This is a genomic window from Salinimicrobium sediminilitoris (assembly GCF_020866905.1).
Taxonomy (GTDB): Bacteria; Bacteroidota; Bacteroidia; order Flavobacteriales; family Flavobacteriaceae; genus Salinimicrobium; species Salinimicrobium sediminilitoris.
On sequence record NZ_JAIVCC010000017.1, the window covers coordinates 43,253 to 68,302 of the forward strand.

Genomic DNA, 25,050 nt, shown 5'->3' on the forward strand with positions numbered 1-25,050 from the left:
TTATTTAGGTAACTTTTCAAAAATGGCATTTACATAAGATCTTACCTCTTCATCGAGATTACCCGGGGCAACCACATCTTCTGCCCTACCTCTCCAAACGATCTCATTAGACTTTCGATCAATTAAATCGATCACAATAGTCCCTTCCTTGTACGGCACTTGCTCAATACCATTTCCAGCAATTCTCGGTACGGTAAAATAATTACTGTAGGCGTAATTTCTATAATAAGGACCTACATAAAACCCGGGACGGTAATAGCTGTAATTTGTATAAACAGGATTCGCATTCACTGCCACTTCCTCATCAAACATTAAATGGTAATAAACCAATAGATCTGGCTGGTTCTTATCCAAACGATAATTTAGATCCTGCATGTTCTGGCGTATTTCGTCGATCACAATTTCATTCACCTGGGCATTGTCATATTTTGAAGTCTGGATGGTATCCTGGTTGGGCAAAAAAGCATAACTGTCATAACTATTTAAACTTTTTGCTGTTCTTTTATTTGCATCTACTTTAGGACCGCAGCTGGTAAAAAGTATTCCGGCCATTAAGCTGAGACTTAAAAAATGTTTCAAAAATTTCATTTATTTAGGGATTTTGGATTAGTGTTTTTCAAGATATGACATCTCAACATTTCCTCCGGAAGGTTCTTACGGGTTTAAAAGGAATTTAACCCTAGTATCTTAAAATTAACAGTAGAATTCCTTAATAAATAGCCAAAAATCAATGTTTTGCATGTTTTACGGTTATTCCCTATTTTTAGCTGCTAAACGAGAAAGATTATGCTGCTAGAGAGAGTAAACCTTCAAAGGGAAATGGAAGCGCTTCGCCGGAAGGAGATGAAGGAACAGGAAATCCTGGAGGAAGTAGGGAGGGTCTTAAAAAGAGATCAGGAGACAGAAGAAGAGATCCTTCAGCGAATTTCTGAAGGGGATGGTGAAGGAAATGATTCCAACAACTTTAATTTTGATCTGCTCGAAAGCGGAAGGATCTTTCACCTTTCCCAAATAAAGAAGATTTGTGTAGATTACCGGTTGCGTTTCCTTAATACCCGATTTTATAAAGGAGATCTACCCCCGGAAGCTGTTTTTGCAGTGAAAGAACTGGAAGCAAAACATGAGGTAAAACTTCAGGGCTTTAAAATGGTTGCTCCTGCAAAATATTTCAGACTGGAAAATGCCGATGATCCAATGCTATTTGCACCCCTTGGTAATAATTACTTTTACCTCATACATAAATGGGGAACAGATATGCACCCTTTGAGAAAACTTCTAATGTGGCCATTAAGGAACCTTGAAAACCTGTTGATCTTTAGTTTCTTTTTTAGCTTTTTATTCACCTTTGGAATTAGGGAAGTTTTTTTCTCGAGATTCCGCGAAACTTCAGAGTTCCTGATCTTGTTCCTGTATTCCTTCAAATCTGTGATCGCCCTTACATTTTTCTATGGAATTAGCCTCGGAAAGAATTTTAGTTCAGGGAACTGGAACAGCAAATTCTACAATGCCTAAGCTCAAATGTTAAACTGAAATTAAATACGCCTGAAGTAATTATCCTATTCTTAAATTTATAAGGAAATATTTTTTTTATGAGCGAAGAAGAAGAATACAAAAGAGTTTATACCGGTAGTGAAGTGAATGTACAACACCTTAAAAACCTACTGGAAGATGAAGGCATTGCAACCCGCGTAAGAAATGACTTTGACTCGGGTTTACGAGCCGGTTTTGGCGGCGGATTACCGGGACAGGTATTACTATTTGCCAAATCTGAAGATTACGAGAAAGCACTTCGTATCACTAAAGAAACATTTCCCGATAGTGATTAGTTGATGACTGCTGCTCCCCGAAAAAATTATTTTAATCTTTTACTGGGCATTACCTTTCTGGGCTATGGTGGTTACCGCATCTTTACTTTTCTCACAGGCGCAGAATACACCACCTTTAGGATCATTATTGCTATTGGCTTTGTGATCCTTGGAGGCTTCGACCTTTACAAGTTTTTTAAAAAAGATAAATAAGAGCAAAAAGAAAGGTTCCAAAAATGACATTTTCGGAACCTTTCTTTTTTTGTTTCAACTAAATTACCGGGTATACATTTTTTCCCTTTGTTCCTTTATTTTAGGATCGCTCATGTACTCATCAAAAGTCAGGTAGCGATCAATAGCTCCATTCGGGGTTAATTCAATTACCCTGTTTGCCACAGTTTGCGCAAATTCATGATCATGAGTGGTAAACATAACCGTCCCTTTAAAATTCTTCAGGGAATTGTTGAAAGCCGTAATAGATTCCAGGTCCAAGTGGTTGGTTGGCTCGTCAAGCATTAGAACGTTTGCCCTCATCATCATCATTCGGCTTAACATACAACGTACTTTTTCACCTCCAGAAAGCACCCTTGATGTCTTTAAAGCTTCTTCCCCGCTAAAGATCATTTTTCCAAGGAAGCCACGAATATAAACTTCTTCTCTTTCCTCTTCTGTCTTGGCCCATTGGCGCAACCAGTCAACTAAAGTGAGATCATTATCAAAATATTCCGAATTGTCCAGCGGTAAATAAGACTGGTTTGTAGTGATCCCCCAGCTAAACTTACCTGCTACCGGCTTTTGCTTATCATTCAATATTTCGTAAAAAGCACTTGTAGCACGTGAATCTTTAGAATACACCACTACTTTATCTCCTTTAGCAAGATTGATGTTCACATCTTTGAAAAGAGTTTCTCCTTCAATAGAAGCCTCAAGACCTTCTACATTTAGGATTTGATCCCCAGCTTCTCTTTCTCTCTCAAAAATAATAGCAGGATATCTACGACTTGATGGTTTAATATCATCAATATTCAGCTTGGCAATCATTTTTTTACGGGATGTTGCCTGCTTGGATTTTGCAACGTTGGCACTAAAACGACGGATAAATTCCTCAAGTTCCTTTTTCTTTTCCTCGGCCTTTTTATTCTGTTGAGATCGTTGACGTGCTGCTAATTGAGAAGATTCATACCAAAAGGTATAGTTACCACTGTAATGGTTGATCTTTCCAAAGTCAATATCCGAAACATGTGTACATACAGAATCCAGGAAGTGACGGTCGTGGGAAACTACAATAACAGTGTTTTCATAATTTGCCAGGAAATTTTCAAGCCAGCTAATGGTCTCGTAATCCAAATCGTTTGTAGGCTCATCCATGATCAACACATCGGGATTTCCAAACAAGGCCTGGGCAAGAAGAACCCTTACCTTTAATTTGTTATCCAGGTCGCCCATTAAGGTGTAGTGGTTTTCTTCCTTTATTCCAAGGTTTGAAAGCAAAGCTGCAGCTTCACTGTCGGCATTCCAGCCATTCATCTCTTCAAATTCCACCTGCAGTACTCCTACTCTTTCCCCATCGGCATCGTTGAAATCTTCTTTAGCGTAGATTTCGTCCATCTCCTTTTTTATCTTAAAGAGAGGCTTATTTCCCATTATAACTGTTTCCAGTACCGGGTATTCATCGTATAAGTTATGGTTCTGCTCGAGCACAGACATCCTTTTTCCCGGCTCCAGGTGAACATGACCCGAGGTAGGCTCAGATCTCCCGCTAAGGATGTTTAAGAAAGTAGATTTTCCGGCACCATTTGCGCCTATAATTCCGTAACAGTTGCCTTGGGTAAAAGTTGTATTAACTTCATCAAACAGTATTCTTTTCCCAAACTGCACAGATAAATTTGAAACTGATAGCATAGAGTCTTTTCTAAATTTTTGCAAAAGTAGCTATTTAAGCTTATTCAGTAAAAGATTAACTTTTATAATTCTCTATTTAACGCGGAGTTAACATTGAGGTGACTCCTCTGCATATACATTTGTGCACCCTATTTTTGCCCCCCGGAAACCTTGAAAAGTAGAAGAACAAATATTTCTCGCTATGCCCTGCCAGCACTGCTTTTGCTGTGTTTAAATCTTTTTTTTACTGGCTGTAAAAACTCCAAGGATGACCTTCCTGCTCATACTTATATTGGAGGTAAAATTATAAATCCCACTACAGAGTATATTGTAATTAAGAATAACGGCAGTATTCTGGATTCGATACCCCTGGATAACGAGAACCGGTTTAGCTACAAGATTGAAAATGCAAAAAGAGGTCTTTACCTACTGGAACACAAACCAGAAACGCAAAACATTTACCTTTCACCCGGCGACAGCCTGCTGTTGAGAGTAAATACGCTTGCTTTTGATGAGTCACTGCACCTTAGCGGAAGAGGTAATGAAAAAAATAATTTCCTCACTGAAATGTTCCTGAAAGACGAGAAAAATTCCCAGCTCCTGCTTTCTTTTCATGAATATCCACCCGAAGTATTTCTTAAAAAAGCAGATTCTATCAAGCATGAACGTTTCAATACCTTAAACAGGGAATCTAAAAAAAAGAATTTCTCTGAGGATTTTGTCGGGGTCGCCAGTAATATTATCACCTATGAAAATAATGATCTAAAGGAAAGATATACTTATTTGGTGAACAAATATTACAAAGAGTATTCAAAAGAATTTCCCGAAGGATTTCACGACTATCGGAAAGACATAGATTTTAATTGTGAAGCTCTTCAATCCAGCCCCGCTTATAAAAGATTTTTAGAAAATTATTTCATCAATCATTCCCTTTCCTGGTGCGCAACAAGTGGCCTGGATAAAGATGACTGCTATAGTCTTACCAATGTTGATAATGTAAAAGCGCGTCTGCAAAAAGTGGGAGAACTTGTAGAAGCACTCACGCTAAGAAAAGAGATCCTGGAAAAAATTGCAGTAAGGGGGATCGTAATGGCAAAAAGCAGAGAAGACATTATCTCCATCCTAAAGGAGCTTCAGGAACAAAACATGTCCGAAGAGGATATTCAGGAAATGAAACAACTGGGTACCATCCAATTAGCATATTTACCAGGAACCTCCCTGGAAGGTGTTCCATTGCTTAATATGGCTGGGGAACTCATGGAAATGGGAGAAATCATTGATAAACCAACCGTGATTTTTTTATGGTCTGTTTATTCTGAAGGGCATCAGGAAGAACACCGGCTAATCAACCAATACAGGGAAAAATATCCAGAAGTCAATTTTATAGGGATTAATCTTGACCTGGAGGAAGAGCCCGCATGGCGAGTGGCAGTGAGACAGAACGGATACAATCCCGAAACCGAATTCCAGTTAGGAACCACCAGCATTGACAAAGAATTTTTCAACTACTTCCTTGATAAAATGCTCTTCCTAAATGCTTCCGGAGAAGTTGAAGTAGGAGATATATACCTTTCCTCTCCCGATTTTGAATCCCGACTTCTGGAATTCCTCAATTAAAAAAAGCCTTTCTTCCGAAGAAAAAAGGCTTGTAAAATGTCATTTTTGGAACCTTAGTTCCCTTTCTTATGATCTGCAAGGAATTTCTCCAAACCAATATCTGTCAAAGGATGATTTAGTAAACCTGTGATGGCCGAAAGTGGTCCTGTCATTACATCTGCACCAATCTTTGCACAATCAATGACATGCATTGTGTGTCTTACAGAAGCTGCAAGAATTTGAGTGTCAAATCCATAGTTGTCATAGATCTGGCGAATTTCCATGATAAGGTTCAACCCATCTGTAGAAATATCATCCAGTCTTCCTATAAAAGGAGACACATAAGTCGCACCGGCTTTAGCAGCTAAAAGCGCCTGTCCTGCAGAAAAAACCAAAGTACAGTTTGTCTTGATCCCTTTATCACTAAAATATTTGATCGCTTTTATTCCTTCCTTGATCATAGGTACCTTAACAATGATCTGGTCGTGAAGGGCAGCAAGCTCCTCTCCTTCTTTAACAATATTGTCAAAGTCGGTTGCAATTACTTCGGCACTAACATCTCCGGTTGTGATCTCGCAAATTTTCTTGTAATGAGCAATGATGTTCTCTTTTCCGGTGATACCTTCTTTAGCCATAAGAGAAGGGTTTGTGGTCACCCCGTCAAGAACCCCAAGGTCCTGGGCTTCCTTTATCTGGTCAAGATTGGCAGTGTCAATAAAAAATTTCATAGTGTGTTGTTATAATGATTAAAAGAGTGCCGAAAAATGCCATTTTTCGAACTTCTGCAAAACTACAATTTATAATGCTTTAGGAGTAATTTCTCGTAAATTTTATCGGGCAGCACCCGCTTCAGGACAATTGAAAATTTCTGAAACGGCTCCCCTACCTTATAATGTATTTTAGGATCTTTCTCCTGAATGATGCTGTAGATCGCACGAGCCATTAAAAGAGGATCTTTGCCTTCATCCACATGTTGATTCATTATTTTTAGCGTATTCCCATAAGGTTCCTCATATGGAGAACCCTTTACCACTGGAGCATGATACCTTCCGGCAGCGATATTGGTTGCAAAATCGCCGGGCGCAATATTTGTCATCTTGATATTAAAACCTTTAAGTTCCATTCGGAAAGCTTCCGTCGTGATCTCTAAAGCCCCTTTTGAAGCTGAATATATTCCGCGGTAAGGAAGCCCCATGTATCCTGCGATAGAGGTCACATTGATAATGAGTCCGCTGTTATTTTTCCGCATTTCGGGAAGCACGGCCTTTATTACATTGACGGGACCAAAATAGTTCGTGTCAAATGCCTTTTTGATCTCCTCATCGGGGGTTTCTTCTATGGGCCCGGTAATTCCAATGCCCGCATTATTAATAAGGATATCAATTTTTCCTGCTGAAGATATTACTTCAGCAACTGCCGAGCTTATAGTTTCGGGTTTGGTAACATCGAGAGCGACCAGCGGAAATGAAGATTTCTGCCTGCCGGGATTTCGGCTGGTTCCAAAAACTGTAAAATTCTTTGACTGAAGGAATTCGGCTATAGCTTTACCAATTCCTGAAGATGCTCCTGTAATAAGCACCACTTTTGAAGGTGTTTCTGTCATGCTGCAAAGATGCAATAAATCTGACTTATGGAAACAAAAAATGGCAAGCTACCCACATCACACCGCTACGACCACTTACCCTTGCTGCGTTCCCGCCCTGGGGGATTCAGCAGGAGCTGGTTGTGTGGGACTTGCCGGGGCAAATATACAACCTTTCATACTTTTTGCAAGTATTTTCTAAACCGAATTCTTTAATTTAGCTCACAGAAAAATTACCAGTTAACATGAAGCTATATAACTCTCTCTTTTTGATTATTTTAAGCGCTCATCTTTTTTCCTGCGGAAGTGATCCAGAAGATTCGGAAAGCAGCTACTCTCTCGAAATTGCCGAAAATAAGACGGAATTTAAGCTCGGGGAAAGCATACAGGCACAGGTAAAAGGTGAAAAAGATTCTGTGATCTACTTTTTGGGAGAACAAAGACTGGCAAAAACAGTTGGTGAGGAAACCCTTAACCATACTTTCAAAAATGAGAAACTGGGCAAATGGAATCTTACCGCCAATATTTATAAAAATGGAGAATCCTTTGAAAAGCCATTGGAAATTACTCTTTTTAATGACACTGCCCCTGTAACTTATACCTACGAGATCATAAATAAATATCCCCATGCTACAGATGCTTACACGCAGGGCCTTGAATTTTATAATGACGAATTATACGAAAGTACAGGCCACTACGGCAGCTCTTCTTTAAGAAAAGTAGACTTAGAGACAGGAGAAGTACTTCAAAAAATCGATATTTCTCCCGAATTTTTCGCTGAAGGAATTACCATTTTAAATGATAAGATCTATCAGCTTACCTGGAAAGAAGGAAAAGGCTTTATCTATGACGTGGATACTTTCGAGAAAACAGGGGAATTTGAATATAATGAGAGTGAACAGGGCTGGGGACTGGCCAATGATGGGGCTAAGATCTATAAAAGTGACGGAACAGAAAAGGTCTGGTTTCTCGATCCCTCCTCCCCTTTAGTATCCGAAGAAGATTTTATACAAACGGTCACTCACCGTACTGTAGCCACTCAGCTAAACGAACTGGAATGGGTGAATGGAAAGATCTACGCCAATACTTACCAAAAGGACGGAGTAGCTATAATAAATCCTGAAAATGGAGCCATTGAAGGGCTTATCAATTTTTCCGGGCTTAGAGATCAATTGGGAAATACCCAGGATCTTGACCCGGTAAACGATGTGCTTAATGGAATCGCCTATGATCCTAAAAATGAAAAACTCTATGTTACCGGAAAAGACTGGGACACCCTTTTTGAAGTGAAAATAATTAAGAACTAGATGGTAGTACCTGCAGAAACCTATACGCATCAAAGAACCGTAATAGAGGAAGATCTTGATGATCTCCACCACGTTAATAACGTGCGATATGTACAATGGATACAGGATATTGCCAAAGAGCACTGGGAAGTAAGAGCCACAGAGCAACTCAAAAATGACTTTATATGGGTGGTAATTCGGCACGAGATCGATTATAAAAAGCAGGCCTTCTTGGGAGATGAAATTCTTATAGAAACCTATGTTGGGGAGACAACTTTTGTAACCTCCGAAAGGTTTGTGAACATCAAAAATGCCAAAACAGGAGAAATTCTTGTCGCCGCGAAATCCATGTGGTGCCTGTTGAACGCAGATTCCAAGAAACCCACAAAGATCACCGAAGAGCTTCGTACCGTCTTCCATAAAACATGAAAAAGCTAAGCGGCTTCATTTTATTCCTGATGCTGGTGCTTTGGAGCTCTTGCCGTAGCGATTTTGAATCTACCGAAACCACCGGGAACTTAGATTTTTCAAGAGACACTGTTTTTCTCGATACGGTTTTTAGCAACCTTAGTACAGCAACTTACTCATTAAAGGTATACAACCGCAGTAACGATGATATTTATATCCCGGAGATCTCTCTGGAGAACGGAACAAACTCTTTTTACAGACTAAATGTTGATGGGCTCCCGGGTACCCAGTTTGAAAATGTCGAGATCCTTGCCCGTGACAGCATTTACATTTTTATAGAAACCACAGTGCCTTCTGAAGGTCTTGAGGAAACGGAATTCCTGTACACCGACAAATTAAAGTTCAAATCGCGCTCCCATCTCCAGGAAGTACCGCTGGTAACACTGGTGAAGGATGCAATCCTGCTATTTCCGGAGAAAGATGATCGGGGAATTCCGGAGAAAATTCCTATCGACACTAATAGAGATGGAAAACCTGAATTGGTTTCAGGGTTTTATCTGGAAGAGGAACATCTCCAGCTTACCCGAACAAAACCTTATGTGATCTATGGGTATGCCGCAGTACCTGAAGGGAAGATCCTAACCATCAATGCCGGTGCCCGAATCCATTTCCATGCCGACAGCGGGATCCTGGTTTCTGAAAATGCTTCCATCCGGGTCAAAGGCGAACCAAGTACAGATCCCGAAATAATGGAAAATCAGGTGATCTTCAAGGGGGACAGGTTACAGAGCCTTTACAGGAATATCCCTGGACAGTGGGGAGCCATATGGCTTCAAAAGGGCAGTAAAAATCACCTTTTTGAACATGTAACAATTCGCAATGCCAGCCTGGGAATATTGGCTGAAGAAACTCTCGACTCCCCTCCCATTCAATTAAAGAATGTTGAGATCTATAACTCTGCTGTTTCCGGAATAAGAACTGAAGGAGCCGACATATTAGCTGAAAACCTGGTGATCAACAACAGCGGACAAGCTTCCCTCTACCTCAACGGCGGAAATCATCATTTTAAGCATGTAAGTATCGTTAATTACTGGAGCCAAAGTTTCAGGATGGCTCCGGCCGTTTTTATATCCAATATTTCTAAAGAAGGTACTGTTCCACTAGAATTGAAATTCTATAATTCTATCATTTTCGGCAATGAAAACAGGGAATTAGGTTTTGAAATAGATGAGAATGGTCCTGCAGAAATATTTTTCTCTCACAGCCTGATTAAATTCAGTCAGGAAGAGGTTTCAGGTGAATGGTATGACTTCAGCAATAGTGATATCTACAATAATATCTGGTTAAATGAAGATCCTTTTTTTAGTGCGCCAAAAGAGAATGATTTGCGGCTGCTGGAAAATTCCGCAGCAATTGACAAAGGTGATCCCAATGTTGCGCAACAGGTCCCACAGGATATTTTGGGCAACGACCGTACTCAAAATCCCGATTTGGGAGCGTATGAATTTGTTGAAATTCAGGAATAAAAAAAGCTGCCAAAAATCCCATTTTAGAGACCTTAGGCAGCAGTTTTTATAGAGACTAGATCGCTAGCGCTTCTAGAATCAAGAACCAAGATTTTTACATTTTGAAAAGAGGTTTTCCCTGCATCATGTTAAACACATCTTCTTTTATGGCTTCCAGTTTTTCGTCATTTTGATAATTAGTAATCACGCGATCCACAAGATCCACAATGGCATCCATATCATCTTCCTTAAGTCCACGGGTAGTAACCGCCGGAGTTCCAATTCTAATTCCGGAAGTCACGAAAGGAGATTTATCATCAAAAGGAACCATATTTTTATTCACGGTAATATCGGCCTTTCCAAGAGCTTCTTCAGCTTCTTTGCCCGAGATATTCTTGTTACGAAGATCTATAAGCATCATGTGGTTATCTGTCCCGCCCGAGATCACGTGGTAATCTTTTTTCACAAAAGCTTCGGCCATTCTTTTGGCATTCTTTTTCACCTGTACAGTATAATGAAGAAACTCATCTGTAAGCGCTTCACCAAAAGCCACTGCCTTGGCGGCGATAATGTGCTCAAGGGGTCCTCCCTGGTTACCCGGGAAAACTCCGCTGTTAAGCAAAGCAGACATTTTCTTTAGATTTCCGTTTTTTAGTTTTTCTCCAAAAGGATTATCAAAATCCTTTCCCATCATGATAATACCTCCTCTTGGACCTCTTAAGGTCTTATGAGTAGTAGATGACACCACATGGCAATGAGGAATGGGATCACTTAGCAGACCTTTTGCGATCAAACCAGCAGGATGAGCGATATCGGCAAAAAGAATAGCACCAACACTATCGGCAATTTCACGGAACCTCTTATAATCGATCTCCCTGGAATATGCCGAGGCACCGGCAATGATCATTTTAGGCTTCTCTTTTTTGGCAATTTCGGCTACCTTATCATAATCGATAAGGCCTGTTTCTTTGTCTACCCCATAAAATACCGGCTCGTAAAGTTTTCCGGAGAAATTTACAGGAGAGCCATGAGTTAAATGTCCGCCATGAGAAAGATCAAAACCAAGGAATTTATCACCCGGTTTCATACAGGCGTGAAAAACTGCAGTATTTGCCTGGGAACCGGAATGTGGCTGCACGTTTGCATATTCGGCATTGAACAATTCTTTTAACCTTTCAATGGCAAGGTTCTCGACTTCGTCCACTACCTCACAACCTCCGTAATATCTTTTGCCGGGATAACCTTCGGCATATTTATTCGTAAGCACAGAACCCGCTGCTTCCAGCACTTGATCACTCACGAAATTCTCACTTGCAATTAACTCTAAACCATTAAGTTGCCTTTCCTTTTCTGCTTGTATTAAATCAAATAATTCGTTATCCCTTTGCATATGCATTTTTTACGTTAAATAATACTCAAAAATAACAAATACATTCGGTTCTTAGTAAGAAAATAATATATTTGGTTCGAATTGATTTTAACAAAATACCAACATTTATTATGTCCATTACAGCTAACGACCCTACACGAAAAACCTGGCTGGAAGTACCCGAAAATTCTGATTTTCCTATTCAAAATATTCCCTTCGGAGTTTTCCTGACAAGGGACGATATCATCACTATTGGAACCCGAATTGGTGATACCGCTATTGACCTTGGAGCCCTACACCAGCTGGGCTACTTTGAAGGTATCCCGCTTACCGATGATATTTTTCTTCAGGATACCCTTAACGATTTTATATCTGACGGGAAAAAGACCTGGAGATTGGTAAGAAACCGCATTGCCGAAATCTTTGATGCCAGCAACGATAAACTTCGCGACCATGAAGAACACCGAAAAGTGGTTTTATTTGGTCTCGATGAGATTGAAATGCAAATGCCTGTACAGGTAGGTGATTATACCGACTTCTATTCCAGCAAAGAGCATGCTACCAACGTGGGAACCATGTTCCGGGATCCGGAAAATGCTTTATTGCCAAACTGGCTCCATATTCCTGTGGGATACCACGGAAGAAGTTCTTCGATCGTTCCCAGCGGAATTCCGATTCACCGTCCACAGGGCCAAACAAAGCCCAAGGATGCTGATGAACCTGTTTTTGGACCTTCAAAAAGAATAGATTTCGAACTGGAAATGGCTTTTATAACTACAGATGCCAATCACCTGGGAGAACCTATTCCCATAGATGAAGCCGAAGATTATATTTTTGGACTTGTACTGTTCAATGACTGGAGCGCAAGAGATATTCAAACCTGGGAATATGTTCCACTGGGGCCATTCCTGGCAAAGAACTTTGCTTCATCAGTTTCTCCATGGATCGTGACCCTAGATGCTCTTGATCCTTTTAGAGTGGAAAGTCCAAAACCTGAAAAGAAATTGTTGCCTTACCTGCAAACCAGCGGGAAAAAGAGTTTTGATATTGACCTGGAAGTTTTCATTCAGCCAGAAAATGGTGAAGAAACCAGAGTCTCAAAGTCCAACTTTAAATACATGTACTGGAATATGAGTCAGCAACTGGCTCACCATACGGTAAATGGATGTCCTGTACTTTCGGGAGATATGATGGGATCGGGTACAATTTCTGGTCCAACTCCAGATTCTTATGGTTCTATGCTTGAACTTTCATGGAAGGGTGAAAAACCTGTCAAACTTAAAGATGGCAGCACCCGTACTTTTATTGATGATAATGATACCGTAATTATGCGCGGTCATTGCCAAAAAGAAAATTACAGAATTGGTTTTGGAGAGGTGAGTACAAAGCTGCTTCCTGTTTTTGAGAAGAAAAAATAAGGAATGTAAGTCATAGAAAAGAGCCGCAAATTTGCGGCTCTTTTTGCTTTAATTAAAAAGACTTTATCTGTTTTCATCTCTCCTACTGCGGTCTTCCTTATTACGATCGCGATCCATCTCTCTACCTCTTTCAGCATCTTCTTTTTTCTGCTTGTCGTGATCACCAGCAGCATTTTGAGCAGGATTCTTACCAGGTTCGTCGTGCTTTTGTTGCCTTTGCGAGTGGATACGATCTTTGTTACGGTCTTCTCCTCTCTCTTCCATAATACAGGTTTTTGAATTATTAATGATTCAGTTATAAATATACTCTGTTAGTTAGCATATAAAAACCTGATTATAAAACATTTAACTCGCTACCAAAAGATTAACTTAATGTCCAAAAATTGTATTAAATATGCTCCTTCACACTTTCCAGCTCGATGGAATGGTGCGAGGCATGATGAACAACTTTTCTGTCTTTTAAAATGATCATTTGAGGGCTTTCATGTCTCACCCCAAATCTATTCGCCACTTCATTTGAAATGTTCCGGTTAGCTAATAGGTCTAAAAAATAAAGCTTGACTTCTTTATCTTTTGGGAGATCATAACCTCTTTCGAAATTTTTCAAAACCATTCTGCTTATTCCACAACTGGTAGAATGTTTAAAAATCACTACCGGTTGCTTTTCAGATTCTTTCTCGATCTCATCCAGCTGTTTGCTCTCGGTAAGAGCATGCCATGGCACCTCCTCTATTTCTTTCTTTGCTATATCACGTTCGCTTTTAAAAACCTTATCGAATAATCCCATTTTTGAATATTTTTGTTACACTTTTCTTGAACTGTGTAAAATAGTAAATTAAGGTGATTTTTAGGGTAAAAAAGCCAAAGTTTAGTATCTTTATAAGAGACAAAAAGTCATTACTTTTTCCCCGTTATCAGCCATTATGTCTGCTCCCCGCTGCTGGTACAAGCTTTGCTTAGCTTCTGTAAAAAAGACCAAACATCACTACTATGAACTTGAACAATTTTACAATTAAAAGTCAGGAGGCCATACAAAAGGCCCAGCAGCTGGCCCAGGAATTGGGACATCAGCAGATAGAGAACGAACATATTTTTAAGGCTATCACCCTGGTAGATGAGAATGTAGCTCCTTTTCTTCTGAAGAAATTAAATATTAATGTGGGGCTTTTTCAGCAGATACTGGATAAAACCCTACAAAGTTTTCCCAAGGTAAGCGGGGGGGACATTATGCTCTCCCGGGAATCTTCCAGAACTTTAAATGATGCTTCTTCCATCGCCAAGAAAATGGGGGATGAATACGTATCTGTAGAACACCTCATTTTAGCCATTTTTGGATCCTCCAGCAAAGTATCTCAGGTCCTAAAAGACCAGGGCGCAACAGAAAAAGGACTTAAGGCTGCGATTCAGGAATTACGCAAAGGAGAAAATGTAACCTCTCAAAGCGCCGAGGAAACGTATAATTCCCTAAACAAATACGCGAATAATCTAAACAAGCTTGCCGAGGAAGGAAAGCTTGATCCCGTAATAGGAAGGGATGAAGAAATTCGAAGGGTACTTCAAATCCTTTCCCGAAGAACCAAGAACAACCCTATGCTGGTTGGAGAGCCCGGGGTTGGTAAAACAGCTATAGCCGAAGGTCTTGCCCACCGAATTATTTCAGGAGATATTCCCGATAACCTTAAAGACAAGCACATCTATTCCCTGGATATGGGAGCCTTGATCGCAGGCGCGAAGTACAAAGGGGAATTTGAGGAAAGACTCAAAGCTGTAATTAAGGAAGTTACTTCAAGTGAGGGGAATATCGTGCTGTTCATTGATGAGATCCATACCCTTGTAGGTGCCGGTGGCGGACAGGGAGCAATGGACGCGGCCAACATTCTAAAGCCCGCTCTTGCCCGTGGGGAATTGCGCGCTATTGGTGCAACAACACTGGACGAGTATCAAAAATACTTTGAAAAAGATAAGGCACTGGAGCGTCGTTTTCAAAAAATTATAGTTGACGAACCCGATACCGAAAGCGCCATTTCCATCCTGCGCGGGATTAAAGAAAAGTACGAAACCCACCATAAGGTGCGTATAAAAGATGAGGCGATCATTGCGGCAGTAGAACTGTCCCAGCGATATATCACGAATCGTTTTCTTCCCGATAAAGCTATTGACCTTATGGACGAAGCTGCTTCCAGATTGCGCATGGAGATCAACTCCAAGCCCGAAGAACTGGATGTTCTAGATCGTAAGATCATGCAACTGGAAATCGAGCTGGAGGCCATTAAAAGGGAAAATGATGAAAATAAATTAAAATCCCTTAGAGCAGATCTTGCCAATTATAAAGATGAGCGCAATGAACTAAATGCTCAATGGAAAAACGAAAAAGATGTTGTTGACAATATTCAGACTGCGAAATCTAAAGTAGAGGAATACAAACTTGAAGCCGAGCGTGCCGAAAGAGAAGGTAACTATGGCAAAGTAGCCGAACTTCGTTATGGAAAGATAAAAGAAGAACAGGAAAGGCTGGCAGAACTTCAAAAGCAACTGGAGGAAAACCAGAAGGGAAAAACCCTTATCAAGGAAGAAGTGACAAATGAAGATATCGCTGAAGTAGTAGCTAAATGGACGGGAATACCGGTAACCAAGATGCTGCAGACCGATCGGGAGAAACTTCTTAAACTTGAAGAGGAACTTCACCGCAGGGTTGTAGGGCAGGACGAAGCCATACAGGCGGTAAGTGATGCGGTGCGCCGAAGCCGTGCGGGACTCCAGGATCAAAAAAAGCCAATTGGCTCCTTCCTTTTCCTTGGTACAACCGGTGTAGGTAAAACCGAACTTGCAAAAGCCCTCGCCGATTATCTCTTTAATGACGAGAGTGCTATGACGCGAATTGATATGAGTGAATACCAGGAGCGCCATGCGGTAAGCAGGCTCGTGGGAGCACCTCCGGGATACGTGGGTTATGATGAAGGTGGACAACTAACAGAAGCCGTGAGAAGAAAACCTTATTCGGTCATTTTGCTTGATGAGATCGAAAAAGCTCATCCCGACACTTTCAACATTCTGTTACAGGTACTTGATGAAGGAAGGCTCACAGACAATAAAGGACGTCTCGCCGACTTTAAAAATACGATCATCATCATGACCTCAAATATGGGTTCTCATATTATTCAGGAGAAATTTGACACCGAAAAGAATGTCGATTTGGCTATGGAAAGTGCAAAAGTGGAAGTGCTGGCTCTTTTAAAACAGAGTGTAAGGCCCGAATTTATCAACAGGATTGATGACATAGTAATGTTCACTCCTCTTACCAGGAAGGATATTCAGGAAATTGTAGGTCTTCAGTTAAAAGGCGTAAGAAAGATGCTTGCGAAGCAGGGAATCACCCTCGACGCTACGCTTGAAGCAATCTCCGACCTTGCTGAAAAAGGATTTGATCCACAGTATGGAGCAAGACCTGTGAAGAGAACTATTCAAAAAGAGGTTCTTAACAAGCTCTCAAAAGAGATCTTAAGCGGAAAAATTCATACAGATAGCATAATCCTGCTGGATTCCTTTAATAATGAACTGGTCTTTAGAAACCAGGAAGAAATAGCACAGTAAAAAGAGAAGCTGTTTAAAAGAAAAACCCGTCATTCTGAATGTATATCAGAATGACGGGTTTTTTTATACCTGATTTAATTCAGAAGTAATTTGAACCTGAAAAAAACCAGTGTTACGTGGATGGAACTCTAAACAGCTTTTTTACCACCTGTCTATTTCCTTTCTCAATTCTTCCTTAGAGCGACCGGTTTTTTCCTGCAGCCGTCCAATCATTTCATCAAATTGTCCTTCACGGTAAGTGGTATCATCGTCGGTAAGATCGCCATACTTTTGTTTGAACTCACCCCTTATCTGTTTCCATTTTCCTTCTAATTGATCATTATTCATAATTTCAGTTTTTATGGTTAAAATAAAAGTACAGAGAAACAAGCCTGAACAACTTTAAAAATCTCATATTTTGCTCTTAAGATTTTGTTATTTTTAGCCCCATGAAAAAGATATTCTTCCTCACAATTTTTGCCTCTCTCCTCATTAGCTGTAAGAGCACCAGAGTGGGCAGCACTTTAAATGTCCAGGTAAGGTTCCTGGATGATTACAATATTGAAGATGGTCTTGAAATTCGGGACACTGAAGTTGGCGGACTTTCGGGAATTGATTATCATGACGGCATTTTTTATATGGTGAGCGACCATCCTTCCAACCCACGTATATATGTTGCAGAGATGGAATTTTCCGAAGAAAAGATCGATACTGTGGCGATAACCGACGTTATTCTTCTGGATAAGCAGGATGAAAACCTGAAGGACCAGCATCTGGATCTTGAAAGTATTCTTTTTGAACCTGAAAATAAAAATTTCCTGTTAAGCAGTGAAGGAAACATCAACAGCAACAAAGATCCAATGCTTTTTAAGGTGTCAAAAAGGGGAAATTTCATTTCTTCTTTTGCCTTACCTGAAAACCTTTTAGCCGAAAGCGTTAAAGAACCCCGTAACAACGGGACTTTGGAAGGCCTTGCAGCCTCTTTCGATGGCAAAGGAGTTTGGGCAGCTATGGAACTACCTCTTGTAACCGATGGTCCCAAGCCAAAGCTGTATCCTACCAAATCTCCTGTGAGGATCACCTATTTTGACAAAAAAAACCAGACTGCAACCAAACAATTTCCATACAGACTGGAACGTATTGCAAAGATTCCATGGCTGTATTTTGCGGTCAATGGAGTAACCGATCTATTGGAATACGCACCCAATAAATTTCTCATCATTGAAAGAGGATTTGCCGCAGGACACGGTCAAAAAGGAAATACGGTAAGAATTTTTGATGTTGATGCTACACTGGCAACCAACACTTTAGATATTAACAACCTCCGGGTTTCCTTCAACAATCCTGCGAAGAAAACTTTGCTTTATGACTTCAAGTGGGCGAAAGATTTTCTAAGCCAGGAGATCATTGACAACATTGAAGGCATCACTTTTGGTCCAACTCTCCCCAACGGTAAGCAAAGCCTTATTCTAATTTCCGATAATAATTTCAACTCTATGGGACAACAGTTAAACCAGGTGATCCTTATGGAGTACAACCTAAAAGATTGATCTTATGAATGCACTTTTCATCTTTTTAATTTCGTTCTTATCTTTAGGAGAGATTTCTTTAGATCCTATAGAACCGCCAGTGCAGGAAACTTTGACTCAATATTATTTTATTCGTCACGCCGAGAAAGACGAAAGCAATCCACAGGATCGCGACCCTCAACTTTCGGAAGTAGGTAGAGAGCGGGCAGCAAAGTGGGCAGAGATATTTAAAGATGTAGAATTCGATCTTATTTTCTCCAGCAACTACAAGCGCACTAACAGTACTGCAAAAGCAATAGCCGATTCACAGGAAAAGGCGGTGGAGATCTATGATCCAAAGAAATTAAATGATCCAGACTTTCAGGAAAAGACCAAAGGAAAAACTGTACTGGTAGTAGGTCACAGCAATACTAATCCCGCCTTTGTCAATCTTGTCCTGGAGGAAAAGAAACATCAGGATCTCGACGAAAAGGAATATGGCAGCCTCTTCATAGTTACCGTAACTCCCGGTGGAGAAAGAACCTCGCAGGTACTTTACATCAATTAATCCTGAATCTCAACATTGAGAATCTCATTCTCGATCTGTGAAACCTTTGTAAGCTGTCCCTGCTGGAAAAGGTCATCCAGATTTTCAAGTGGAGTTGAGAGCTCATCAGTCTTATAATTCTCATAATCTACAATGCGAATTCCTCCAACTTCTCTTGGATTAACAGCTTTTCTAAACCTTATCCCCCCGTCATTAACAAAAAACCGGTACGCCAGGTAATCTATGGTTAAATCATCTTTTTCGACCCAGTACATATAAACATCTTCATGGTCGACCCCGCCACCTTCCTGTTCAAAAGTCACTTTGATCTCGTGATATACTTTATTATCAATGGTATCCTGCCCCACAAGTTCTTTGATCACCGCATCATCGTTCAAACCAAAAGGTAGCTGCACAAAATAATGCACAGCATTTACGCTTTCAGAATAAACCCCTTTTAAAGAGTCAGAGAGTTTTACTTCTTTGTCTTTGTGATATCGGGTAAAGCCATCATTATTCAGCACATCATAATAGGTAGTACCGGTAGAATCGGTAATAGTTCGGGTGTATTCGTATTTTCCGTTATTTCTTGCACTGGTGTATTTATTATTTCTGAAGGTGAACTCAATTTCAGCCTTTTTATACTTCTCACCTCCTGCTTTTTCAATTACTGCGGAAATTATTTTGTCGGCTTCAGAAGCTGAAGGTTCATTGTTACAGGCAATCAGTGAGATCAGGAAAAGGAACAAAAAATATTTTTTCATATCGGGGAATTGTATGAGAGCAAAAATACCTATTCCCTTCCTGAAACTGAAATTAAACACCGGCTTTTAAGAATTCCCTAAAATCGCATGTATTTCGCGAAAGCTTGTTACTTTTGTTAATATGAAGAACGACATCAATATTAAAAACCGGAAAGCGAAGTTTGAATACGAGATCCTTGACAAATATATTGCGGGGATAAAGTTAGCCGGTACCGAAATTAAAGCTATTAGGGAAGGAAAAGCTTCCATAGCCGAAAGTTTCTGTGAGTTCTCCAATAGCGAATTGTTCGTGATCAATATGACGGTACAGGAATATTCGCATGCCACCTACTTTAATCACGATCCAAAACATGCCCGTAAACTTCTCCTTAACCGTAAAGAGTTGAGAAAGCTGGAAAAGGAAGTGAAGAATTCAGGACTAACCATTGTCCCTTTGCGCCTCTTTATCAATGACCGCGGACTCGCTAAACTGCAGATAGCTCTTGCAAAGGGTAAAAAACTCTACGACAAAAGAGAGGTGATCAAAGAACGGGAAAGCAAAAGGCGCCTGGATAGAATTCAAAAAGATTACAGGTAAATCAAAGAAAGACTCTTGAACAAACTTTACTTCCCCCTGTTGCTGTTTTTATGTTGCTTTTCGGGATGGGCTCAAATTACCGGAAAAGTCACCAATCAGGAAGGAACCTCCTTAGCTTACGTCAACATTTATCTTGACGGCACCTTCTCTGGCACTACTTCAAACGAAAATGGCATTTATATTTTAGAGCTTTCTGAAACAGGAAATTATACTGTGGTTTTCCAATTCCTGGGTTATAAAACAGAGAAAAAATCTATTTCTGTTACCGCTCTGCCTTATACTCTCAATGCCCAACTTACCGAAGAATCAACCACCCTGGATGAAGTGATTGTAAATTCGGGAGACAATCCCGCCAATAAGATCATGAGAAATGCCATTGAAAAAAGGGATTTCCATAGATCAAAAATCCAGGAGTATACTGCCGATTTTTATTCCCGCGGACTCTGGCGGATAAAAAATGCTCCGGAAAAGATCTTAGGTCAGGAAGTGGGAGATCTTGGCGGAGGCCTGGACTCTACCCGAAGCGGCGTGGTTTATTTGAGTGAAACTATTTCAGAAATAACTTATAAGGCTCCCAATGATTTTAAAGAGAAGATCATTGCTTCCAAAGTGAGCGGCAATGATAACGGGTTTAGCCTAAATAGTGCCCAGGAAGCTAATATTTCCTTTTACAACAATACCATTAGCCTCAATACAGAGTTGATCTCTCCGTTGGCCAATTATGCTTTTAATTATTACAACTTCAAGCTGGAAGGGGTTTTCTATAATGACCGCGGAGATCTTGTAAATAAGATCCAGGTAACTCCAAAACGACCAAAAGACAAAGTTTTTAGTGGTTTCGTATACATTATAGAAGATAGCTGGCAACTTTATGGCGTGGAACTTAAGACCACAGGCGAGGCTATACAGGTGCCGCCTATAGAAGAACTGGTTTTTAGACAGAACTTCAATTTTTCTGAAAAAGAAGAACTTTGGGTGCCTATTTCCCAGACCATTGATTTTATCTTCAATATGTTTGGGATCAAAGGGGATGGAAGGTTTACAGCTGCTTATACCAATTATGACTTTTCTCCCGGCCTGGACGAGAAGACCTTCACGAATGAAATCGTGTCTTTTGCTCCGGAAGCCAACAAAAAAGATTCCATCTTCTGGAGTAGTGTCCGGCCTGTCCCGCTTACCGAAGAGGAACAGAATGATTACATAAGGAAAGACAGCCTACAGGAATTAAGAGAATCAAAGCCTTACCTCGATTCCCTGGACAATGTTCGGAACAAATTTGGTTTAGGTAATCTTATTACCGGTTATACCTACAGTAATTCTTACGAAAAATGGTCCATCAACATAGGCTCTCCTATTTTCAACACAAATATCAATACGGTACAGGGTTATAATTCTACCCTCGAAGCTTCTTTCAGGAAAAATACAGGAGAATCTTTCGGCCAGTACTGGCGTATATTCAGCGAAGCAAGTTATGGTTTTAGCGAAGAGAAATTCCGGATTTCGGGAGGTTTCCAGCAAAAATTCAACAACATTTCCAATCCTGTCTTGACCGTTTCAGGAGGAAGTGAAGTGAAACAGATCAATAGCCGTGAACCAATTTCGAAAACCTTAAACAGCATTACAACCACCTTCTTCGAAAGAAATTACCTGAAGCTTTACGAACTCGATTTTGCGAAAGTGTCTTATCAACAGGAGTTGCTCAATGGGTTTTCTGCCTTTTCAGCACTAAGCTATGAAAATAGAAGTCCGCTCTATAACCACCGTGACAAAGCTTTTTTAATCGATTGGGATGAGCGGGAATTTACGTCCAATAATCCGCTGCAGCCAGATGATGAAAATTCCGCTCCATTTGTGGAGCATAAGATCTTTAAAATTTCCCTGGCCGCAAAGATTGAATTTGCGCAAAAATATTTGAGTTACCCAAACGCCAAATTCAACATCAAAAATGAAGATTATCCCAGTCTTACCATCAGGTATGACAAAGGTTTAGGCGCTAATATTCCGGAATATAATTTTGATCATTTGAGGCTCAATTTGCGGCAGGAGTTCACGGTAGCTAATAAAGGGAAATTGGGTTACAGCATTACCGGCGGAACTTTTTTTGGTAATGAAGAAATTTCTTTTTTAGATTACCGGCATTTTGACGGAAACCAAACAAGGATCGGCACTTCTTCCAATTACCTGGGGAAGTTTAATTTACTGCCTTACTACACTCTGAGCACCAATAAAAATTATGTGGAAGGACATGTGGAACACAATTTTAAAGGTTATATCCTGGGAAGAGTTCCATTGATCAACCGTCTTAATTATAATTTGGTGATTGGCGCTCACGCTTTATCTACGGAAGGAATTGCACCTTATTCTGAATACTCTATCGGGCTGGACAATCTCGGCTTCGGAAAATTCCGGTTTTTAAGGTTAGACTACGTCGTTTCCCAACACCACGGAAACCATAAAGGAGCTTTTATATTCGGGTTAAAATTTCTGGAGATCTTCTAATCTTTGTCTGGTTGTCCTAAAAAGGTGAAATACTGTCCACACTCCAACTTCTCTCGTTATACTGAACACTGAACACTGATCACTGACTACTAATTCCTGTCTTCCAGCAAAGGCACAAACCTGAAATTCCCGAATTCAGTTTTTTCAAACTCGGTTTCAGATTTTCTTTCGAAAAGGGTCATTACCTGCGTGTCCTTTCCAACCGGGATCACCATTCTTCCTCCTACTTTTAACTGACTAAGTAATGGCTTCGGAACAAAAGGAGCTCCCGCAGTAACGATTATCCTGTCAAAAGGGGCATAATCGGGCAGGCCTTTGTAGCCATCCCCAAAAGCCAGATATCGGGGGCGATATCCTATTTTAGAGAGGAAAAGCTTTGTTCTTTTAAAAAGTTCCTGCTGTCTTTCAATGCTGTAAACCCTTGCTCCAAGTTCACAGAGCACAGCAGTTTGATATCCACTGCCGGTACCAATTTCCAGCACCATATCTCCTTTGTTTACCTGCAGCACTTCAGTTTGAAAAGCGACCGTATAGGGTTGGGAGATAGTCTGGTCCGCAGCAATAGGAAACGCTTTGTCCTGGTAGGCATGATCTTCAAAACTACTGTCCATGAACAGGTGCCGTGGGATTTTTTTGATGGTATCAAGCACCTTTTCATCCTTAACGCCTTTGTTTTCCACAACCTTTGCCAGCTGCATTCTTTTTCCCTGATGTTTAAGCGTATCTTTTCGCACCCTATTTTGCTTTTGAAGGCCAAAATTACATAAAGAATACCTCAGGTTAAAGAAAAAATGGGAATGTCCTCTTTTATTCACCTGTAATTGGATTGGCTTTAGTGCAAGAAATGTTATTTTTGTTGAAAACCTTTTTATTATGCTAAAAGCCGGCGTCCTGGGTGCAGGACACTTAGGAAAAATTCATCTGCGTTTGCTGAAAGAATCTGAAAAATACGATCTGGTTGGTTTTTACGATATAGATGAAGAAAGTGGCCGCAAGGTAGAAGAAGAATTTGGATATAAATATTTCAACAATCTCGATGAGCTCATAGCTGCGGTCGATGTAGTTGATGTGGTTACTCCTACTCTTTCTCACTTTGAAGTGGGACAAAAAACCATCAAAGCAGGAAAGCACCTGTTCATAGAAAAGCCTATTACCAATACCGTAGAGGAAGCCGAACAGCTGGTGAAATTAGCCAGGGAGTACAAGGTCAAAGGCCAGGTAGGACATGTGGAAAGATTCAATCCGGCCTTCAAAGCCGTTTCAGATAAGATTGAAAACCCCATGTTTATTGAGGCGCATCGTCTGGCGGAATTTAATCCACGGGGAACCGATGTTCCGGTTGTGCTGGACCTTATGATCCACGATATAGATGCCATTCTTAGCGTGGTAAAATCTGAAGTTAAGGAGATCAAAGCCAACGGGGTTTCAGTCATTAGTGATACTCCCGATATCGCCAACGCACGTATAGAATTCGAGAATGGCTGTGTGGCCAACCTCACTGCCAGCAGGATTTCTTTAAAAAATATGCGGAAGGCAAGATTCTTTCAGCGGGACGCCTATATTTCTGTAGACTTTCTGGAGAAAAAATGTGAGGTAGTGAAGATGAAAGATGCCCCCGAGGAACCTGGAGATTTTGATATGATCCTTCAGAATGCCGAAGGTTTGAAAAAGCAGATCTATTTTGACAATCCGCAGGTGAACCCAAATAATGCCATTTTAGACGAGCTAAATTCTTTTGCCGATGCTATTGAGAACAACACTACTCCAATTGTGAGTCTCGAGCAGGGAACGCAGGCTTTGCGTGTGGCAAAACAAATTATAAATTCATTTAACTAATACTTTCTATGAAAAATATAGCAGTTATTGGTGCAGGAACTATGGGTAATGGAATTGCCCACACTTTCGCCCAATTCGGTTACAAAACAAATCTTATTGATATTTCAGAAAAAAGCCTTGAAAAAGGTATGAACACTATCTCCGGCAACCTCGACCGCATGGTTTCAAAGGAGAAGATTTCTGAAGAAGACAAAAAAAATACACTCAACAACATCACCACTTTTACCCAAATCTCTGAAGGAGTAAAAAATGTGGATCTTGTCGTGGAAGCAGCTACAGAAAACGTGGATCTTAAATTATCCATTTTTAAGCAGCTGGACGAGCTTTGCGCTGCCGATACTGTGTTGGCTTCCAATACCTCTTCGATCTCGATCACTAAGATCGCAGCTGCAGTATCTAATCCTGAAAGAGTTATAGGAATGCACTTTATGAATCCTGTGCCTGTGATGAAGCTGGTAGAGATCATTCGCGGTTACAGCACAAGCGACGAGGTCACTTCCAATATCATGGAGCTTTCAAAAAAGCTAAAAAAGGAACCTGTTGAAGTAAATGATTATCCCGGTTTTGTTGCCAACCGCATTCTTATGCCAATGATCAACGAATCTATAGAAACTCTTTATAACGGAGTTGCGGGTGTTCAGGAGATTGACACGGTAATGAAATTGGGAATGGCACATCCTATGGGACCGCTACAACTTGCAGATTTCATTGGGCTGGATGTTTGTCTTTCTATCCTGGAGGTGATGTACAGCGGCTTTAAAAATCCAAAGTACGCTCCCTGTCCACTTCTTGTGAATATGGTACAGGCAGGAAAACTGGGAGTGAAATCGGGAGAAGGATTTTATGACTATTCCGAAAGCAGGAAAGCTGAAAAAGTTTCCCCACAATTTACCTCTTAA

The 25,050-nt window shown here is 40.5% G+C and carries 25 protein-coding genes and 1 other RNA gene; 15 read left to right on the forward strand and 11 right to left on the reverse strand.

The genetic code is table 11. From position 1 onward, the window contains the following. On the reverse strand, positions 1-588 hold the full coding sequence (locus LA313_RS15040) for a DUF4136 domain-containing protein (RefSeq protein ID WP_228916468.1): 588 nt from the start codon (positions 586-588) through the stop codon (positions 1-3). A gap of 198 nt (positions 589-786) precedes the next feature. On the opposite strand from LA313_RS15040, the gene LA313_RS15045 reads away from it, so the two are divergent. From LA313_RS15045 to LA313_RS15055, 3 genes are all read left to right on the forward strand, one after another. Continuing rightward, the gene (locus LA313_RS15045) at positions 787-1,512 is read left to right on the forward strand and encodes a hypothetical protein (protein ID WP_228916469.1); all 726 of its coding nucleotides are present in this window, start codon (positions 787-789) and stop codon (positions 1,510-1,512) included. Between the two features lie 77 nt (positions 1,513-1,589). Continuing rightward, complete coding sequence (locus tag LA313_RS15050) at positions 1,590-1,826, forward strand: putative signal transducing protein (protein ID WP_228916471.1); 237 nt, start codon at positions 1,590-1,592, stop codon at positions 1,824-1,826. Between the two features lie 3 nt (positions 1,827-1,829). Further along, positions 1,830-2,018 carry a hypothetical protein gene (locus LA313_RS15055; RefSeq protein WP_228916474.1) on the forward strand — a complete coding sequence of 63 codons (189 nt, stop codon included), beginning with the start codon at positions 1,830-1,832 and terminating at the stop codon, positions 2,016-2,018. A 63-nt stretch (positions 2,019-2,081) separates the two neighbouring features. Here LA313_RS15055 and LA313_RS15060 read toward each other — a convergent pair whose 3' ends face one another. Continuing rightward, complete coding sequence (locus LA313_RS15060; protein WP_228916481.1) at positions 2,082-3,707, reverse strand: ABC-F family ATP-binding cassette domain-containing protein; 1,626 nt, start codon at positions 3,705-3,707, stop codon at positions 2,082-2,084. A gap of 150 nt (positions 3,708-3,857) precedes the next feature. Here LA313_RS15060 and LA313_RS15065 point away from each other — a divergent pair, with 150 nt between their 5' ends. After that, a complete protein-coding gene (locus LA313_RS15065; protein WP_228916483.1) occupies positions 3,858-5,303 on the forward strand; it encodes a TlpA family protein disulfide reductase in 1,446 nt (481 codons plus the stop codon). Positions 5,304-5,356: 53 nt separating this feature from the next. On the opposite strand, the gene fsa is transcribed toward LA313_RS15065, so the two are convergent. From fsa to ffs, 3 genes are all read right to left on the reverse strand, one after another. After that, on the reverse strand, positions 5,357-6,010 hold the full coding sequence (fsa, locus tag LA313_RS15070; RefSeq protein ID WP_228916484.1) for a fructose-6-phosphate aldolase: 654 nt from the start codon (positions 6,008-6,010) through the stop codon (positions 5,357-5,359). Positions 6,011-6,072: 62 nt separating this feature from the next. After that, positions 6,073-6,885 carry an SDR family oxidoreductase gene (locus LA313_RS15075; RefSeq protein ID WP_228916485.1) on the reverse strand — a complete coding sequence of 271 codons (813 nt, stop codon included), beginning with the start codon at positions 6,883-6,885 and terminating at the stop codon, positions 6,073-6,075. A 38-nt stretch (positions 6,886-6,923) separates the two neighbouring features. Further along, positions 6,924-7,022: signal recognition particle sRNA small type (ffs, locus tag LA313_RS15080), an RNA gene on the reverse strand. A gap of 87 nt (positions 7,023-7,109) precedes the next feature. Between ffs and LA313_RS15085 the strand changes: the two genes are divergently transcribed. The 3 genes from LA313_RS15085 to LA313_RS15095 are packed head-to-tail and all read left to right on the forward strand — an operon-like array spanning position 7,110 to position 10,084. After that, positions 7,110-8,171 (forward strand): glutaminyl-peptide cyclotransferase, encoded by a 1,062-nt coding sequence (locus LA313_RS15085; RefSeq protein WP_228916486.1) that lies wholly within the window; start codon positions 7,110-7,112, stop codon positions 8,169-8,171. Continuing rightward, positions 8,172-8,579 (forward strand): acyl-CoA thioesterase, encoded by a 408-nt coding sequence (locus tag LA313_RS15090; protein ID WP_228916487.1) that lies wholly within the window; start codon positions 8,172-8,174, stop codon positions 8,577-8,579. Continuing rightward, a complete protein-coding gene (locus tag LA313_RS15095; RefSeq protein WP_228916488.1) occupies positions 8,576-10,084 on the forward strand; it encodes a choice-of-anchor Q domain-containing protein in 1,509 nt (502 codons plus the stop codon). The genes LA313_RS15090 and LA313_RS15095 overlap by 4 nt, the downstream gene beginning before the upstream one ends. A gap of 94 nt (positions 10,085-10,178) precedes the next feature. On the opposite strand, the gene glyA is transcribed toward LA313_RS15095, so the two are convergent. Continuing rightward, a complete protein-coding gene (glyA, locus tag LA313_RS15100) occupies positions 10,179-11,453 on the reverse strand; it encodes a serine hydroxymethyltransferase (RefSeq protein ID WP_228916489.1) in 1,275 nt (424 codons plus the stop codon). A gap of 110 nt (positions 11,454-11,563) precedes the next feature. Here glyA and fahA point away from each other — a divergent pair, with 110 nt between their 5' ends. After that, positions 11,564-12,850 carry a fumarylacetoacetase gene (gene fahA / locus LA313_RS15105; RefSeq protein ID WP_228916490.1) on the forward strand — a complete coding sequence of 429 codons (1,287 nt, stop codon included), beginning with the start codon at positions 11,564-11,566 and terminating at the stop codon, positions 12,848-12,850. A 63-nt stretch (positions 12,851-12,913) separates the two neighbouring features. On the opposite strand, the gene LA313_RS15110 is transcribed toward fahA, so the two are convergent. Both LA313_RS15110 and ytxJ read right to left on the reverse strand, forming a co-directional pair. Next, positions 12,914-13,114, reverse strand: a complete 201-nt coding sequence (locus LA313_RS15110; protein ID WP_228916491.1) for a hypothetical protein — start codon at positions 13,112-13,114, stop codon at positions 12,914-12,916. A 124-nt stretch (positions 13,115-13,238) separates the two neighbouring features. After that, positions 13,239-13,637 (reverse strand): bacillithiol system redox-active protein YtxJ, encoded by a 399-nt coding sequence (gene ytxJ, locus LA313_RS15115; protein WP_228916492.1) that lies wholly within the window; start codon positions 13,635-13,637, stop codon positions 13,239-13,241. A gap of 203 nt (positions 13,638-13,840) precedes the next feature. Between ytxJ and clpB the strand changes: the two genes are divergently transcribed. Beyond that, positions 13,841-16,441 carry an ATP-dependent chaperone ClpB gene (gene clpB / locus LA313_RS15120; RefSeq protein ID WP_228916493.1) on the forward strand — a complete coding sequence of 867 codons (2,601 nt, stop codon included), beginning with the start codon at positions 13,841-13,843 and terminating at the stop codon, positions 16,439-16,441. A gap of 141 nt (positions 16,442-16,582) precedes the next feature. Here clpB and LA313_RS15125 read toward each other — a convergent pair whose 3' ends face one another. Beyond that, entirely contained in the window at positions 16,583-16,768 is a 186-nt protein-coding gene (locus LA313_RS15125) for a CsbD family protein (RefSeq protein WP_228916494.1), read from the reverse strand. Positions 16,769-16,869: 101 nt separating this feature from the next. Between LA313_RS15125 and LA313_RS15130 the strand changes: the two genes are divergently transcribed. Together LA313_RS15130 and LA313_RS15135 are read left to right on the forward strand one after the other, a co-directional pair. Further along, a complete protein-coding gene (locus tag LA313_RS15130) occupies positions 16,870-17,970 on the forward strand; it encodes an esterase-like activity of phytase family protein (RefSeq protein WP_228916495.1) in 1,101 nt (366 codons plus the stop codon). 4 nt (positions 17,971-17,974) lie between these two features. Further along, a complete protein-coding gene (locus tag LA313_RS15135) occupies positions 17,975-18,496 on the forward strand; it encodes a phosphoglycerate mutase family protein (protein WP_228916496.1) in 522 nt (173 codons plus the stop codon). Here LA313_RS15135 and LA313_RS15140 read toward each other — a convergent pair. Continuing rightward, positions 18,493-19,239: a DUF6503 family protein gene (locus LA313_RS15140; RefSeq protein WP_228916497.1), complete on the reverse strand. Its 747-nt coding sequence runs from the start codon at positions 19,237-19,239 to the stop codon at positions 18,493-18,495. The two genes, LA313_RS15135 and LA313_RS15140, sit on opposite strands and share 4 nt — an antisense overlap. Before the next feature lie 121 nt (positions 19,240-19,360). Between LA313_RS15140 and smpB the strand changes: the two genes are divergently transcribed. Both smpB and LA313_RS15150 read left to right on the forward strand, forming a co-directional pair. Further along, positions 19,361-19,816, forward strand: coding sequence for an SsrA-binding protein SmpB (smpB, locus tag LA313_RS15145; RefSeq protein ID WP_228916498.1), 456 nt, complete (start codon positions 19,361-19,363; stop codon positions 19,814-19,816). 15 nt (positions 19,817-19,831) lie between these two features. After that, positions 19,832-22,315: a DUF5686 and carboxypeptidase regulatory-like domain-containing protein gene (locus LA313_RS15150; RefSeq protein WP_228916499.1), complete on the forward strand. Its 2,484-nt coding sequence runs from the start codon at positions 19,832-19,834 to the stop codon at positions 22,313-22,315. Between the two features lie 89 nt (positions 22,316-22,404). On the opposite strand, the gene LA313_RS15155 is transcribed toward LA313_RS15150, so the two are convergent. Further along, positions 22,405-23,049, reverse strand: a complete 645-nt coding sequence (locus LA313_RS15155) for a protein-L-isoaspartate(D-aspartate) O-methyltransferase (RefSeq protein WP_333473567.1) — start codon at positions 23,047-23,049, stop codon at positions 22,405-22,407. Positions 23,050-23,188: 139 nt separating this feature from the next. Here LA313_RS15155 and LA313_RS15160 point away from each other — a divergent pair, with 139 nt between their 5' ends. Together LA313_RS15160 and LA313_RS15165 are read left to right on the forward strand one after the other, a co-directional pair. Then, a complete protein-coding gene (locus LA313_RS15160; protein ID WP_228916500.1) occupies positions 23,189-24,151 on the forward strand; it encodes a Gfo/Idh/MocA family protein in 963 nt (320 codons plus the stop codon). Between the two features lie 8 nt (positions 24,152-24,159). Further along, positions 24,160-25,050 carry a 3-hydroxyacyl-CoA dehydrogenase family protein gene (locus LA313_RS15165; RefSeq protein WP_228916501.1) on the forward strand — a complete coding sequence of 297 codons (891 nt, stop codon included), beginning with the start codon at positions 24,160-24,162 and terminating at the stop codon, positions 25,048-25,050.